General features: G+C 37.6%; 13 protein-coding genes. 6 read left to right on the forward strand and 7 right to left on the reverse strand.

All coding sequences use genetic code 11. The features are described 5' to 3' along the window. Window positions 1–16: 16 nt before the first annotated feature. Genes panD through panB form a run of 3 tightly spaced genes read right to left on the reverse strand, consistent with a single transcriptional unit; the run spans window position 17 to window position 2,098 of the window. A complete protein-coding gene (gene panD, locus OCV67_RS03730; RefSeq protein ID WP_147642519.1) occupies window positions 17–400 on the reverse strand; it encodes an aspartate 1-decarboxylase in 384 nt (127 codons plus the stop codon). Then, the gene (gene panC / locus OCV67_RS03735) at window positions 381–1,250 is read right to left on the reverse strand and encodes a pantoate--beta-alanine ligase (RefSeq protein ID WP_147642520.1); all 870 of its coding nucleotides are present in this window, start codon (window positions 1,248–1,250) and stop codon (window positions 381–383) included. The genes panD and panC overlap by 20 nt, the downstream gene beginning before the upstream one ends. Window positions 1,251–1,252: 2 nt before the next feature. Next, window positions 1,253–2,098, reverse strand: a complete 846-nt coding sequence (gene panB / locus OCV67_RS03740) for a 3-methyl-2-oxobutanoate hydroxymethyltransferase (protein WP_147642521.1) — start codon at window positions 2,096–2,098, stop codon at window positions 1,253–1,255. A 364-nt stretch (window positions 2,099–2,462) separates the two neighbouring features. Here panB and OCV67_RS03745 point away from each other — a divergent pair, with 364 nt between their 5' ends. The 5 genes from OCV67_RS03745 (at window position 2,463) to scfB (ending at window position 6,954) form a co-directional block, all read left to right on the forward strand. After that, window positions 2,463–3,440, forward strand: coding sequence for a calcium/sodium antiporter (locus OCV67_RS03745; RefSeq protein WP_147642522.1), 978 nt, complete (start codon window positions 2,463–2,465; stop codon window positions 3,438–3,440). Window positions 3,441–3,563: 123 nt separating this feature from the next. Beyond that, window positions 3,564–4,832, forward strand: a complete 1,269-nt coding sequence (locus tag OCV67_RS03750) for a glycoside hydrolase family 10 protein (protein WP_147642523.1) — start codon at window positions 3,564–3,566, stop codon at window positions 4,830–4,832. Window position 4,833: 1 nt separating this feature from the next. Beyond that, the gene (locus OCV67_RS03755; protein WP_147642524.1) at window positions 4,834–5,238 is read left to right on the forward strand and encodes a TIGR04086 family membrane protein; all 405 of its coding nucleotides are present in this window, start codon (window positions 4,834–4,836) and stop codon (window positions 5,236–5,238) included. Between the two features lie 107 nt (window positions 5,239–5,345). Continuing rightward, window positions 5,346–5,483 carry a six-cysteine ranthipeptide SCIFF gene (gene scfA / locus OCV67_RS03760; RefSeq protein ID WP_147642525.1) on the forward strand — a complete coding sequence of 46 codons (138 nt, stop codon included), beginning with the start codon at window positions 5,346–5,348 and terminating at the stop codon, window positions 5,481–5,483. 100 nt (window positions 5,484–5,583) lie between these two features. Then, window positions 5,584–6,954, forward strand: coding sequence for a thioether cross-link-forming SCIFF peptide maturase (gene scfB / locus OCV67_RS03765; protein ID WP_147642526.1), 1,371 nt, complete (start codon window positions 5,584–5,586; stop codon window positions 6,952–6,954). 49 nt (window positions 6,955–7,003) lie between these two features. On the opposite strand, the gene OCV67_RS03770 is transcribed toward scfB, so the two are convergent. From OCV67_RS03770 to OCV67_RS03785, 4 genes are all read right to left on the reverse strand, one after another. Next, window positions 7,004–8,731: a cellulase family glycosylhydrolase gene (locus OCV67_RS03770; RefSeq protein WP_147642527.1), complete on the reverse strand. Its 1,728-nt coding sequence runs from the start codon at window positions 8,729–8,731 to the stop codon at window positions 7,004–7,006. Between the two features lie 81 nt (window positions 8,732–8,812). Continuing rightward, complete coding sequence (locus OCV67_RS03775; protein ID WP_147642528.1) at window positions 8,813–10,156, reverse strand: penicillin-binding transpeptidase domain-containing protein; 1,344 nt, start codon at window positions 10,154–10,156, stop codon at window positions 8,813–8,815. After that, window positions 10,153–11,439, reverse strand: a complete 1,287-nt coding sequence (locus OCV67_RS03780) for an FtsW/RodA/SpoVE family cell cycle protein (protein WP_147642529.1) — start codon at window positions 11,437–11,439, stop codon at window positions 10,153–10,155. Before OCV67_RS03780 ends, OCV67_RS03775 begins: the two co-directional genes overlap by 4 nt. After that, the gene (locus OCV67_RS03785; RefSeq protein ID WP_262644251.1) at window positions 11,440–11,898 is read right to left on the reverse strand and encodes an FHA domain-containing protein; all 459 of its coding nucleotides are present in this window, start codon (window positions 11,896–11,898) and stop codon (window positions 11,440–11,442) included. Window positions 11,899–12,136: 238 nt separating this feature from the next. On the opposite strand from OCV67_RS03785, the gene lon reads away from it, so the two are divergent. Continuing rightward, the gene (gene lon / locus OCV67_RS03790) at window positions 12,137–14,566 is read left to right on the forward strand and encodes an endopeptidase La (RefSeq protein WP_147642530.1); all 2,430 of its coding nucleotides are present in this window, start codon (window positions 12,137–12,139) and stop codon (window positions 14,564–14,566) included. Window positions 14,567–14,569: the final 3 nt, after the last annotated feature.

The following is a 14,569-nucleotide window of genomic DNA, read 5'->3' on the forward strand; positions in this document are numbered from 1 at the left end:
ATTGTCCTCCGATGTATCAGACTATTTGACCGTGTTTTTCACAGTGTTCTACACTTTTACAGTGATTATTTTCGTCTACCATAATAACATTAGGAACATGCTTTTGAGCTTCTTCAGAAGACATTTGAGCGTAAGCCATAATAATTACTATGTCCCCAGGCTGTACGCATCTGGCAGCCGCACCGTTTAAGCAGATAACTCCGGAATCAGCTTCGCCGCTGATAACGTATGTTTCGATGCGGCTTCCGTTGTTAACATCAACAATCTGTACCTTTTCATATTCAAAAATTCCTGCCGCTTTCATTAGTGACGAATCAATCGTTATACTGCCTACATAGTTTAAATTAGCTTCAGTTACTGTTGCACGGTGAATTTTACTTTTAAGCATTGTTACTGTCATCAGCCGCATTCCTTTCTATAATAAAATTGTCGATAAGTCTTGTTTTTCCGATATAAACAGCCGCAGCTACAAGTATTCTGCCGTCTGCTTTGTCAACAAGCTTTATTGAATCGGCGTTTACTGCTTTAACATAGTCAATTTTGGCAAGAGGTTCTTTTTGAATCTGTAATTTAATTTGTTCCGTTACCTTATTTAAATCAGTTTCTCCTGATTCAATAATTTTTCTGCCCTCATTAAGACTTCTGTTGATTACAAGCGCCGCTTTACGTTCTTCCGGACTTAAATATGTATTTCTTGAACTCTTAGCAAGTCCGTCCTTTTCACGAATTATAGGACAGCCTACAATCTCAGTACCTATACTCAAATCTTTTGTCATTCTGCGAATAACAGCAAGCTGCTGAGCGTCTTTTTGACCGAAATATGCCTTGTCAGGATTCACGATATTAAAAAGTTTGGAAACCACAGTGCAGACTCCTCTGAAATGTCCGGGGCGGCTTTTTCCGCAAAGTTCGTCTGTAGGACCGTTCATATCCACAAACGTACAGAAATCCGGTTCAAACATCTCAGAAGCTTCCGGAGCAAAAATAAGATCTGCTCCGGCTTCACGGCATTTTTCGGTATCCCTGTCAATGTCACGTGGATATGAAGCGAAATCCTCGTTTGGTCCGAACTGAATAGGATTTACAAAAATACTTACAACTACCTTGTCATTTTCTCCAGCGGCATGTATTAAACTTTGATGACCTTCATGGAGGTATCCCATTGTAGGTACGAATCCAATTGTACAGCCTTGCTTTTTCCAATCTTTGATTATTTCTCTGACTTCATTTATAGTTTTTACTATTTTCATCTTTATGCCTCGCTTTTTTTGTCCAGATTATTAAAGTCGATATCTTCCTTTAAAGCAAAGGAATGTTTGCTTTCCGGAAAGTTTCCGGACTTAACTTCGTCTATATAACTGCTGAAAGCATCTTTCATTGATTGTCCGATTTCAGCATACTTTTTTGCAAATTTTGGAGTGAAATCTGAATACATACCCAACATATCCTGATAAACAAGTACCTGACCGTCACAGCCGTTACCTGCGCCTATACCAATTGTAGGCACGTCTAAAATTTTGGTAATATAAGCTGCAAGCTTATCCGGTACGCATTCCATTAAAACTGCAAATGCTCCTGCATCCTGCATAGCTCGTGCGTCTTTAATGATTTTAGCGGCGTTTTTTTCATCTTGTCCTTGTACTTTAAATCCGCCGAATTTATTGACTGATTGAGGAGTCATTCCTATATGTGCCATAACAGGGATTGAAGCGTCGGTGATTGCCTTTACATGAGGAGCAAATTCAAGTCCGCCTTCAAGCTTTACTGCATTTGCTCTGCCTTCCTTCATAAGTCTGCCTGCATTTAAAACAGCATCATATACAGAAGTCTGATAAGACATGAATGGCATGTCTGAAACTACCAAAGCGTTTTGAGTACCTCTGCTGACAGCAGCGGTGTGATGAATCATATCATTCATAGTAACAGAAAGTGTGTCTTCATAACCCAGCATAACCATACCCAGTGAATCCCCTACCAGAATTATGTCAATACCGGATTCATCAATCAGTTTTGCTGTTGAATAATCATAGGCAGTCAACATAGTGATACGGTCATGTTCAGACTTTTGCTTCAGAATTGTTGCAACCGTTTTTTTCATAAATTTCTCCTTTTTACGCATTTCAGCGTTGTTTTTTTACCGTACTGAAATTTTAAATGATATACGCCGTTTATTTAAACGGTCGCATTCACACATCAGAACGATTAAATTTTATTATAACATATTTTATAAATTATTACAATAATAAAACGTTAAAAGAATCTAATTGTAGATTCAGGCAATTAGATTTTATGTATTTTTATTTAATTTTAACCAATCATATTCTTATAGAAATTTATAATGCGGATAATGTTTGAAAACAATTTGTTTATTTTTAATATTGACGAAAGTCTTACAGTGTGTTATTCTAATATAATAAGTCAAATAATGTAAAATTATATTTTTTTGAGGAGTATCAAAAATTATGTTACACTGGATTATTATGATTGCCGGACTGATTATAAGCTTCATTCTGCTTGTAAAGGGCGCTGATTTTTTTGTAGACGGTTGTGTTTCTATTGCACGTCTGCTTCGGGTTCCTGATTTAATTATTGGTCTTACTATTGTTGCTATGGGGACAAGCGCTCCTGAGGCGGCTGTGAGTATTTCAAGTGCAGTTTCCAATTCTGAAAATGCAGGTATTACAGTAGGAAATCTGTTAGGTTCAAATCTTTTAAATATATTGATTATTCTTGGAGTCAGCGCTGTTATAGTTCCGATATCTGTACAGTCGTCACTGCTGAAAAAGGATTTTCCGCTTTTGTTGGGTTCAGCAATTATAGTCCCCTTGCTGTTTATTACAGGTGGTATGAGGGGTACACGTTTCAGTGGATTTGTACTTGAAATAATGTTTATTATATTTATGGTATGGACTGTTATTAATGCTAATACAAGCCGTAAAACAGTTATTGACAGGCGGGAAGATCAGCAGCCTGATGAAAAACCTCTTTCAGTGCCGAAAAGTATTATTTATGCAGTCGGAGGACTAGCTGTGGTAATAGGCGGAGGTCAGCTTGCTGTTTATTGTGCAAAAGACATAGCTCATGGAATTGGAATAAGCGAATCGTTAATAGGTCTTACCGTTGTTGCTTTGGGAACTTCTCTTCCCGAACTTATTACATCTGTTGTTTCCGCAAGAAAGGGTAAAAGCGATCTGGCACTTGGGAATGTGATTGGTTCAAATCTATTTAATATACTGATGGTAATGGGACTGTCAATGATAATTGCTCCGTTTGACGTTACAATGAAAAATGTTATTGATTCATTGTGCGTACTTGCTGCAAGTATAATATGTTATGTTTTTGCAGCAACAAGAAAAAAAATCGGAAGAGCCGAGGGAATGGTATTTATACTGTCATATGCAGTTTACCTGACTTATATAATTGCCAGAGATGTAATTTGAATAATATAATTTAATACCGTCTTGCAGCATTGAAGCTGTAAGACGGTATTTGTATGTCCGCAAGCATGCATATTAAATTACTGTATTGAATATTTATATACAAAACAGTAAGGACGTGTTATAGTGAAAAGAAGATTGTTAATAATATTATGCATATTGATCGGTATAACGTGCGGCTGTACAGAGAAAGCCGGAACTGACGCAGTATCAGAAGCGACGGTAACCCTTGGAGTACAAACCATCGAACAGCTTCAAATAAAGGAAACTGCGGAACAAGACGTAAAATCTGATTATGATCCTCTAAATTACGAAAATCCGAAAGCCATATGGTTTACTATGATGGATTACAAAAATATTCTGGAAGGAAAAAGCGAAAAAGAATTTACAGATAATGCAGTATCAATTCTTAAAAAAATAAAGGACGCCGGATTTAATACAATTTATGTTCATGTACGTCCATATAATGATGCATATTACAAATCGGAAATTTTTCCGAGAGCGGATTATTATTCAGATGAAATGAATTATGATCCTCTTGAAATAATAATAAGCGAAGGACATAAAGCTAAACTTTCCGTACATAGCTGGATCAATCCCCTCAGATGTCAGACGGACGCACAGCTCAAAGAACTGGATAATAAATATATTATAAAGCAATGGTATGATGATAATTCAAAAAACGGTACCTACATTATAAAAATCAATGACAGATGGTATCTTAATCCGGCTTATGAGGAAGTGCGAAATTATGTAGCTGACGGAGTACGGGAAATAGCAGAAAATTATAATATTGACGGTATTCATATTGATGATTATTTTTATCCTACACAGGAAGAATCATTTGACACGGCAGCATTTAAAGAATCGGGTAATTCTGATTTAAAGCAATGGAGAACTGAAAATATTGATAATCTGGTTAAAGGCGTTTATAATACTATAAAAAACGTAAATCCCAATATAATTTTCGGAATAAGTCCCCAGGGAAACATTGATTCAGATTGTAACGTTCTTTATGCAGATGTAAAAAAGTGGTGTAGTGAGGAAGGATACTGCGATTATATAGTACCGCAGATTTATTATGGTTTCGAAAATGAAAGTCTGCCCTTTGAAAATACAGTTAATGAATGGCTGAAGCTTAATACGTGTGATAATGTAAAGCTGATAATCGGAATATGTACATACAAGATCGGCAAGGAAGATAAATGGGCTGGCAGCGGAAAAAATGAATGGAAAGAAACCAAAGGTATACCCGCAAAGCAAGCTGAATTTGTTTTTAAAAACAAAACTGACGGCATAGCGGTTTACAGTTATGAATCGCTTTTTGCAGACAGTATAAAGGAAGAACAAAATAAGTTAACTGAAGTATTGATTAAAAATAATCAGGGGGAGTGAAATGAAGCGAAATAAAAGACAGATCCGTAAAGCAAAATATTACAATCTTATAACATCAATATCATCCGGTATATTGGTAATAATATCTCTTAGCTGCGTTTGTTCATACTGTATAAGCAAAATTGATATGCCGGAAAGCGCAGTTATTATTATGATTGATTTTGTGTTGTGCGCCGGAGGTTTTATTTCAGGATTTCAGTTTGGCAAGGTTAAACGCCGTAAGGGCATAGCAGACGGTTTACTTTGCGGCATATGGCTTGGTTTAATAGTAACAATTTTCGGATTATTTTATGCGAGAAAATTAGTGCTTTTAACAATGCTGAAAAATTTACTTTTTTTATGTATTTCAGGAGCGATCGGCGGAGTTTTTGGCGTAAATACTAAAATTCGCAGACCTCCGTATTAAAAAATCAATTAACAGGAATTTTTATGAATTTTTTGCAGAAACCTATTGAAAAAAGCAAAAACATATGATATAATAAAAAATAGTTTAAAAATAATTGGAGGTTTTTTATGAAGCATATTAAAACTATTAATAAGGCTAACCTGAAGGAAACAGCTAAAAAGGGCGGCTGCGGAAAGTGCCAGGCTTCTTGTCAGTCGGCTTGTAAAACTTCCTGCACAGTAGCAAATCAGAAATGTGAAAGATAATTTCTGCTGGTTTGATTTTGAAAACCTGTCTTTACAAGCATGGGTTCTAAAAGGGACATTTAAACAGTGTCCCTTTTAAATTTTTTATGAGGTGAAATCAATGATACATAAGTATAAATTAAACGGTTATAATATAGTTCTGGATACTAATAGCGGCGGAGTACATGTTGTTGACGATATAACATATGATCTGCTGGACAATGTAGAAGCACCGTTTGAAGAAAAATGTCCGCAGAACGTTGTTGAAAAGCTTTCAAGATTTTATCCTGAAGAGGATATAAATTCTTGTTATGAAGAAATCGTTCAGCTTTATAATGATAAAATTCTTTTTTCTGAAGACGATTATGAAAAGTTTGCAAAATATTCAGTAGCTTCTCCGGTTAAAGCAATGTGTCTGCATATTGCACACGACTGTAACCTGAGATGTGAATACTGTTTTGCGTCTACAGGAGATTTCGGCAAAGGCAGAAAGCTTATGACCTTTGAAACCGGTAAAAAGGCAATTGACTTTCTCCTTGAAAAATCAGGAGACAGAGAAAATCTTGAACTGGACTTTTTCGGCGGAGAACCCTTAATGAACTTTGAGGTAGTAAAGCAAATTGTCGAGTATGCAAGATCCAGAGAAAAAGAATACGGTAAACGATTCCGATTTACAATTACTACAAACGGAATGCTTTTAGACGATGATAAAATTGATTTTATCAATAAAGAAATGTCTAATGTTGTTCTTTCAATTGACGGACGTAAAGAAGTCAATGACAATATAAGAAAGAGAGTTGACGGATCAGGTTGTTATGATGTTATTCTACCTAAATTCAAAAAGCTGGTTGAAAAAAGAGGCGACAAGGAGTACTATGTAAGAGGTACTTTTACAAAGCATAATTTAGATTTTTCCGAAGACGTATTCAGTCTTTACGACGAGGGATTTGATCAGATTTCGGTTGAACCGGTTGTTTGTGAACCGGAAGCGCCATATGCACTTACAGAAAAAGAATTATCGGCGATCTTCAGCGAATATGAAAGACTCTCCGCCAGAATACTTGAAAATGAAAAGCATGGAGGCAAGTTTAATTTCTTTCACTTTATGTTGGATCTTGATCAGGGACCCTGTGCAATAAAACGTCTGAGAGGCTGTGGCTGCGGAAATGAATATGTCGCTATTACGCCTGACGGAGATATTTATCCATGTCATCAGTTTGTTGGTCTTGAAGAGTATAAAATGGGTAATCTTGACGAGGGTACTTTTAACCTTGATATGAAAGCCGAATTTGCAGCGTCTCATGTTTATACAAAACCGGAATGTAAAAAGTGCTGGGCAAAATTTTATTGCAGCGGCGGCTGTAATGCGAATAATTATATTTATGCAGGAGATATACATAATGCGCATAAATTTTCGTGTCAGCTTGAGAAAAAGCGTCTTGAATGCGCTATCATGATGAAGGCTGCCAGACTGGAACAGAACGCTGATTAATATATAAATAAAAACTTCCATTCAGTTAATACTGAATGGAAGTTTTTATTTATAATAATATTCTTTTAATTGCTATGGAATCAAATACGTTAAGTTTTTTATCATCATTTACATCGGCATTTTCCAACGCCTGATCTTTAAGTACCGAAGCCTTGATCAAATGTTTATTGAGGAGTACTACATCGGCTATTTCAATAGTTCCGTTAAGATTCACATCTCCCTTAAGGTCAGATGATTGAGAGCCTGTAGTGTGCTCGGTAGGAAGAGGATTAACCGAACCGTCAGAGTCAAGATTACTGCCCTCCGTATCATTATATGATTTATAATATTCAGCTACAGAAATACCCGTTCCGTTTACGCCAAGTGGCTGCTGATGGTCAAGACCAATATATTTGCCTGTTTTGCTTGTCTGCCACAATGAAGGTTCAAACAAATCATATTTTTCATCATCCCAGACTGTAAAACTGCTGTCGAGCAGACCACCTGTGTCGCCAGAATTTGGATTAAGACACCAGAAAGTATGGTTAATATGGTTATCAATCATATAATCACGAAGCAGTTCCATCCATTTCTGGTTTTTTCCACCGTCCATATGACCGCCCCATTCTCCGATAAGCAGCGGAGCAATATCCTGATCGTTGATATAAGCCCATGTGTCATACCAGTAATCATCAAGGAGAGTCTGAGTAGTAAAATCCTTATCAAACCATGTCTGATTGTAAACAGACGGACCGTAGTCATGAGGTGAATATACTATCTGGCTGTTTCTGCTTTTCGAACCGAAATCAATCGGATAATCCTTAACGCCTCTGAGATTGCCGCCCCACCATGCGCCGTACCAAGGTGAAACATCAGCGGAAGCTTGCCAAATATCCGCAGTATCATAAGTATAGCCCTTTTCCGTTTTCGGATACTGCTCAACACCCTCAATAAGAATAAGAGCATTTGGATTTACGTCAAGTATGGAATTTCCGCATTCCGTCGCTGCAAACGCCCAGTTATTCAGATCCTCTGAATCGTCCCACTTGGCAATATCTGTAGGACATGTGGTACCGTTATATCCGCGTTTTCCATGAGGCTCATTTTTTAGATCGTATGCAATAATGGTATCGTCATTTTTATATTTTTCAGCCAGCCATGTAACCGATTCGATCCACATATCATAAGTTATTTCTTCGCCGGTTTTTGAATTTGCTGCCATGTTGTCAGCATCTGCGGCGCTTGGTTCATAGTACCATAAATTATAATTGTGACCAGAGTTATGAGACGCAGGACTGTGTATATCGATCAGGGCTTTTATACCGTATTTTTTACATTTTTTCATTAATACGTCAAAAATTCCCATACTATCCATTGTATCACCGTTTTCATCGCAGAAGTCCGGATTAAACATATAGTAAGGATCTTTTGATGCCGTAAGACCAACCGGTTTATAAGGTTCTCCGTTCATCCATGAGAGCAGAAGCTCTGTGGAAATAGGAAATCGAATTATATTAATACCGTGATCAGCAACAGAAGAAAGCAATTCGTCAGCATCAGCGCTCCAAAGTCCGTGAGGAAAATTTTCAGTACAGTTCATACCGAACCAGTTAGCTCCTGTCAGCCATACCTGATTTCCGTCTTTATCGTAAAGTCTGCTGCCTACGGCGTGAAGCCAGTCGTCATTGTTATCGTCAACGGCTGCTGAAGATGTAAATCCGCCGAAAGCGGATGTCATACTTGCTGCAGCGACAGTAAGAAGAGTAGCAACAGCAATAAGCTTCTTTTTAAAGTTCATATTATACCTCCTATTCAAAATAAAAAACCGCATTAATATACAATTTAATTATACGCTATAAATAAAAAAATGTCAAGAAGTTTAACTCAAACTATCTAAAATAACAGAAGCTATATATTCAGTTGAAACATCATAAGATTCTCTGTTTTCAATAAGAATTGCAAAAGCAATGGGAAAATCCTTATCATCAACAAATCCTGTAAGTAGAGAATTTTCTTCTTTACCGTCCTTGACTTGTGCCGTACCGCTCTTAATACCCAATGTATAGCCCGGAATTTTACCGGTATAATTCAGACCGTTTTCAAGCATAATGTCCTTTACTTCCGAAGCGGTATGAGAAGAAAACAGTTGTTCCGAATAATTGGTAGATGCGTTTTCAACAGTCCTGCCGTTTACATTAGTTACATGATCTATCAGATAAGGCATAGTAGATTTTCCGGATTCATTTGCTATAGCGCTTTGCCACATCATAAGCTGACACGGGCTTACAAGACTTGTACCCTGACCGATACAGCTCCACTGGGTATTAAATTCATTTTTATCTTCAAGAGTTGTTGAGGCCTTAGCGCTTATAATTCCGTTAATAGAAAATTCCGTTTCCTCAGAACCGTTAACAGAGTATCCTAATTTTTTATAACAATCTTCAATATTGGCAAGAGACCAACCGGAGTCTTCAACCAGCTGAGCAAAAAACGGATTGCAGCTGTTTGCAAACGCTTCACGGATATTCTGTGTACCGTGACCGTATTCATTATGACATACTATATCAAGACCTGTATTGTTTGTATACACTCCGTTACAGGTAAAGGATTTTTCCATAAGTGCATCCATACCCATAGTTTCCACTGCGGAAATCAGTGTAGCAATTTTTTGTGTAGAACCGGGCACGGTTTTGTAAAATGCCTTGCATAAAAGACTACCCTCGGCAAGATCCTCATAACCTTTAAGAGGATCAACAGACGGACGGCTTACACAAACAAGAATTTCACCTGTTTTATAATTATAGGCTATAGCACAACCGTCCTTATCCCCGAAAGCGCTGTAAACTTTTTCGTTGGCTTCATGACTGAGAGTGGAATAAATTGCCGCCTTCCCGCCTTTATATGTTATACCTGATGTAAAACTGTAATTGCTGAGCTTTTCAATATTTTTAGCTACCAAAGTATTGGTCATCTGACCGCTGGCGTCGCCGATAAGATTTCCCAGATCTTTAAAATATCCGTCCGGATACTGTCCGTTTTCTGCATTGTCATCAAAAATGATATCTCCGTTTCTATCGTAAATATATCCTAAATTTCTCGATCCCGAATTACTTATATAAAATGAAGCTTCCATTTGTATTTTGGCAATCAAAACTATCATTCCTATGATAAATACAGAAATCATAAGAGTAATAAGCCGGCTTCCTCTTTTTAAACTTTTCATACTGTAGTCCTCCTGCCTGAGCTTTGCATCTGCGGTTTTTGCGGTACCGGATAAACCATAGCCTGACCGGCTTTAAGAAATCCTGCCATCAATCCGCAGGACAGCATAGAACTTCCTCCTTGGGATATAAACGGTATAGTAACTCCTGTAAACGGAATTATATTGCATGAACCGAATATGTTCAGAGACATCTGCGCTATAAATACCGCTGCAACTCCAACTGAAAGCGTTGTGTGGAAATAAGAGCGAGGAGTGTTTATCAGAGCTGATACAATAATAAGCAATATCATGAATACTGCAAGAAGAGCGGTAAGAAGTCCCCATTCTTCACTGATCGAAGAAAATACGATATCTGTGTCAGCCGCCGGAACTTTGTAAAGTACTCCGTATCCCGGACCTTTTCCGAACCAACCTCCCTCTGCGATTGCAATAAGCGCCTGACACTGCTGCCAGCCATTTCCGGTAGGATCACTCCAGATGTCAACATGCAGTCTGTCCTGAACGTAACTTGGCGCAAATTTAAGAGCAATTATGACAACAACCAGTCCGGCGGCGCCGATTCCGATAAGAAGTTTTTTGGAAAGCTTGGCTTTTGGGTAGCAGATACGCATTATAAATCCGCATGCCGCCACGGCTGCAAATGTCGGTAGACTTCCCAGATCTCTGCACCACCATTGAAGAAGTACGATCAGAGCTGTAATCCCAAGAAGTATCCAATTATCATAAACGATTCTTATTCCAAGTATTTTTTTCTTATTTTGCTGTGCCGCAAGAGAAGTGGCAAAAACAAGAGCAAAGAAAGGTTTTATAAATTCAGACGGCTGAATCGTTATGAAGCCTAAATCGATCCACATGCCCCTACTGCCGGTAAACAGTAATATAGATATTACAAGCGCTCCTATAATACCGTAGAAAATATACTTATATTTTTCAATAAATTTATAATTTTGCGCAAGTTTAAAGCCTATCTGACAAAATACAAGAGCCAATACGGAAAAAATAAAGTGTTTTACTGCAAACCCGACTTTTCCGAAGCATGACTGAAATATAACGCTCATATTCAGTACCGTAATAAGAAGAATATCAAAAGTATATGTATTTTGTTTTAAATATTTTAAAATAAAAAAATACAGTATATCCGATCCAAGTATAATTGCCGAAAGAATTATAGGTGACATAATGCTGTCATATTGTCCTTTGATAAATACAATAGTAAGCATTGAAATATGAGTCAGCAGAGACAAAAGTGTAATAATCGTATAAGATAATCCGTTTTTATACATTTAAGCTTTAACCCTCCTTATGTAAAGCGCTTTTTTACCGATTTTTATTTCATCGTTATTCCTGAGCTTTTTTTGTTTTACTCTTTGACCGTTTACAAACGTGCCTGATGTTGAATCGAGGTCGGTAATAGTCCATATACCGTCCTCAAGGCTTAAAAGAGCATGATATCTGGATACGGACATATCCGAAAAGCGCAGATCCGCTGAAATATGACGTCCCATAAGTACTTCCTGTGAATTAAGAGTGAAGTTAAATTCTCCGCTGTGATCCATAAGAACCATATGTCTAGCTGCTCTGCTCCACTGCTTCTGCACTGTCTTTTTTTCCTTTGCACAAAAACAGATAATAACGAGCGCACATATATCAATAACAATCAGTCCGGCGGCAGAAATAATTTCCTTAAATGCGGAAAGTTCTTCCGCCATTTCACTTACAAATTCCGTAAAGCTGTCAAACATAAAATTTCATTCCTTTCTAATTAATCGTATTTAAATAATTATAATATATTTCAAAGAAATTTTCAATATAAATAAACCTGTTTTTTGTTTCTTTATAAGGCTTGCAAATTATGACGAAATAAGATATAATATATTGTGACACAGTGAAAAAAAACCTGTCTTTCAGCAATTTCTGCTGATTGCCATAGTATTATAACTGAAAGGAGAAAGTATTTATTATAAATACTGCTAATAGAATATGGAAGAAAAAGCAATTAAAAATATAAATACTAAGACAAAGGATTTGATATTGCCTGCGGTCGCTATGAGAGGTCTTGTTTGTTTCCCGAGATTTGTAATGCATTTTGATGTTGCAAGGGAAATGTCCGTCAAGGCTGTTGAAGCTGCTCTGAAGAATGACAGGCTGGTTTTTCTTACTGCTCAGAAAGACGTTTATGTTGAAGAACCGCAGGAAAAGGATTTATATAATATCGGTGTTGTCGCAGAAATCAGACAAACTTTAAAAACACCGGATAACGTAATGAGAGTTCTGGTCGAAGGGCTTTACAGAGCAAAGATCAAAGAGACTGTAAATGAAAACGGTATGTTTGTATGTACAGTTAAAAAGCTTCCGGATTACAGCCGTGAAAAGCCTGATCCTGTGGATCTGACTGCGATAATGCGTTCTATAAAGGATATTTTTGAAACATACGGAGAGCTTGTACCCAGAATGCCTAAAGAGCTTATCAATTCAATTATGTGTCAGAATGATCCTTATAAGCTGTTTGAAAATATCGCATATAATATGAATCTGGATTTTCAGGATAAACAAATGCTGCTTGAAGAATCAAATATTCTTTCAAAACTGGGCATGCTTTATGCAAATATTGTGCATGAGGTCGAAGTACTTGAAATTGAAAAACAGATTCATGATGAGGTAAGAAGCAATCTTGATAAAAATCAGAGAGAATACTATCTCAGAGAACAGATGCGGGTTATTTCATCTCAGCTTGGAGAAGACGATTCTCAGGAAGAAGCTTATGAATACATGGACAGAATTTATGAGATGAATCTCGCACCTGAAATTACGGAAAAGCTTATCAGAGAAGCTGACAGACTGCTGAAAACATCGTCATCATCTCAGGAATCCTTTGTTATAAGAAATTATCTTGATACAGTACTAGAGCTTCCCTGGAACACTTCCTCAAAAACCAAAACAGATATTAAAAGAGCGGCAAGGATTTTGGATAAAGACCACTACGGACTAAAAAGGGTAAAGGAAAGAATTCTGGAAAGCATTGCGGCTTATGCAATGGCGCCGGAGGTGACGGGTCAGATAATATGTCTTTCAGGACCTCCCGGGGTTGGTAAAACGTCAATAGGAAAATCAATTGCCAAGGCACTTGGTAGAGAATATGTTAGGGTATCTTTAGGCGGTGTCCGCGATGAATCAGATATCAGAGGACACAGGAAAACATATATCGGGGCTATGCCCGGCAGAATTATTAATGCAATAAAACAGGCTGGTACTAACAATCCACTGATACTTTTTGATGAAATCGATAAAATGGGCAATGATTTCAGAGGAGATCCGGCTTCGGCTATGCTGGAAGTTCTTGACGGTGAACAGAATAAGGAGTTCAGAGATCATTATATTGAACTGCCATTTGATTTGAGCAAGGTGATGTTTGTTACAACCGCAAATACTACAGACACTATCCCTAAGCCTCTTCTTGACAGAATGGAGCTAATTGAACTTACAAGCTATACAAGAGAAGAAAAATTTCATATTGCAAAGGAGCATCTTGTTCCGAAGCAGCAGAAAAAACATGGTCTGAAGGGCACACAGATCAAAATAAACGACGCCGTCATATATGACCTGATAGATTATTATACAAAAGAGGCCGGAGTCAGAAACTTAGAAAGAATGATGGCGGGACTTTGCAGAAAGGCGGCAAAGGAAATTGTATCCGGAAACGCTAAAAAGGTCACATTCACTTCAAAAAATCTTGAGTCATATATCGGCGCAAAAAAATATTTTGACGATGAAAGATCAACTGAAAATGAAATCGGAGTTGTAAACGGTCTTGCATGGACATCTGTAGGCGGTGTTTTAATGCCTCTGGAAGTGCTTATACTGGAAGGCAAGGGAACTATTGAAACTACGGGTTCGCTCGGAGATGTTATGAAGGAAAGCGCAAAGCTTGCGGTAAGCTACGCAAGAAGCGTTGCCGATAAATATAATATCGCACCTGATTTTTATAAAAACAAGGATATCCATATTCATGCGCCTGAGGGAGCAGTTCCGAAAGACGGTCCGTCTGCAGGGGTCACAATGGCGACAGCTTTGGTGTCCGCACTTTCCGGTATTCCGGTAAGATGCGATGTTGCAATGACAGGAGAAATCACTCTTCACGGTAAAGTACTGCCTATAGGCGGACTTCGTGAAAAAACAATGGCGGCGTATAAGGCGGGAATCCATACGGTTATTATTCCGTCAGCCAATAAGGGAGACCTTGACGAGGTTGACGATGCCGTAAAAGCTTCAACAGAATTTATTTTTGCTTCAAATCTGGAAGATGTTCTCAACGCTGCTCTTTATAAAAAGAAAGATGACAATATACAGTCCGACCTTATTATACCTCCTGACGAATCAATAGGAAATCAGACAATATCAGTAAGGTCATAGGAG

The organism is Porcipelethomonas ammoniilytica (assembly GCF_025567485.1).
In the GTDB taxonomy this organism is placed as follows: domain Bacteria; phylum Bacillota; class Clostridia; order Oscillospirales; family Ruminococcaceae; genus Porcipelethomonas; species Porcipelethomonas ammoniilytica.

Excerpts from the sequence above, each read along its gene's own strand:
- OCV67_RS03780 (WP_147642529.1), bottom strand. The coding sequence starts at position 11,439 with ATGTATAAAAACGGATTATCTTATACGATTATTACACTTTTGTCTCTG.
- OCV67_RS03785 (WP_262644251.1), bottom strand. The coding sequence starts at position 11,898 with ATGTTTGACAGCTTTACGGAATTTGTAAGTGAAATGGCGGAAGAACTT.
- panD (WP_147642519.1), bottom strand. The coding sequence starts at position 400 with ATGACAGTAACAATGCTTAAAAGTAAAATTCACCGTGCAACAGTAACT.
- OCV67_RS03755 (WP_147642524.1), top strand. The coding sequence starts at position 4,834 with ATGAAGCGAAATAAAAGACAGATCCGTAAAGCAAAATATTACAATCTT.
- OCV67_RS03775 (WP_147642528.1), bottom strand. The coding sequence starts at position 10,156 with ATGAAAAGTTTAAAAAGAGGAAGCCGGCTTATTACTCTTATGATTTCT.
- scfB (WP_147642526.1), top strand. The coding sequence starts at position 5,584 with ATGATACATAAGTATAAATTAAACGGTTATAATATAGTTCTGGATACT.
- OCV67_RS03745 (WP_147642522.1), top strand. The coding sequence starts at position 2,463 with ATGTTACACTGGATTATTATGATTGCCGGACTGATTATAAGCTTCATT.
- panC (WP_147642520.1), bottom strand. The coding sequence starts at position 1,250 with ATGAAAATAGTAAAAACTATAAATGAAGTCAGAGAAATAATCAAAGAT.
- scfA (WP_147642525.1), top strand. The coding sequence starts at position 5,346 with ATGAAGCATATTAAAACTATTAATAAGGCTAACCTGAAGGAAACAGCT.
- OCV67_RS03770 (WP_147642527.1), bottom strand. The coding sequence starts at position 8,731 with ATGAACTTTAAAAAGAAGCTTATTGCTGTTGCTACTCTTCTTACTGTC.
- panB (WP_147642521.1), bottom strand. The coding sequence starts at position 2,098 with ATGAAAAAAACGGTTGCAACAATTCTGAAGCAAAAGTCTGAACATGAC.
- lon (WP_147642530.1), top strand. The coding sequence starts at position 12,137 with ATGGAAGAAAAAGCAATTAAAAATATAAATACTAAGACAAAGGATTTG.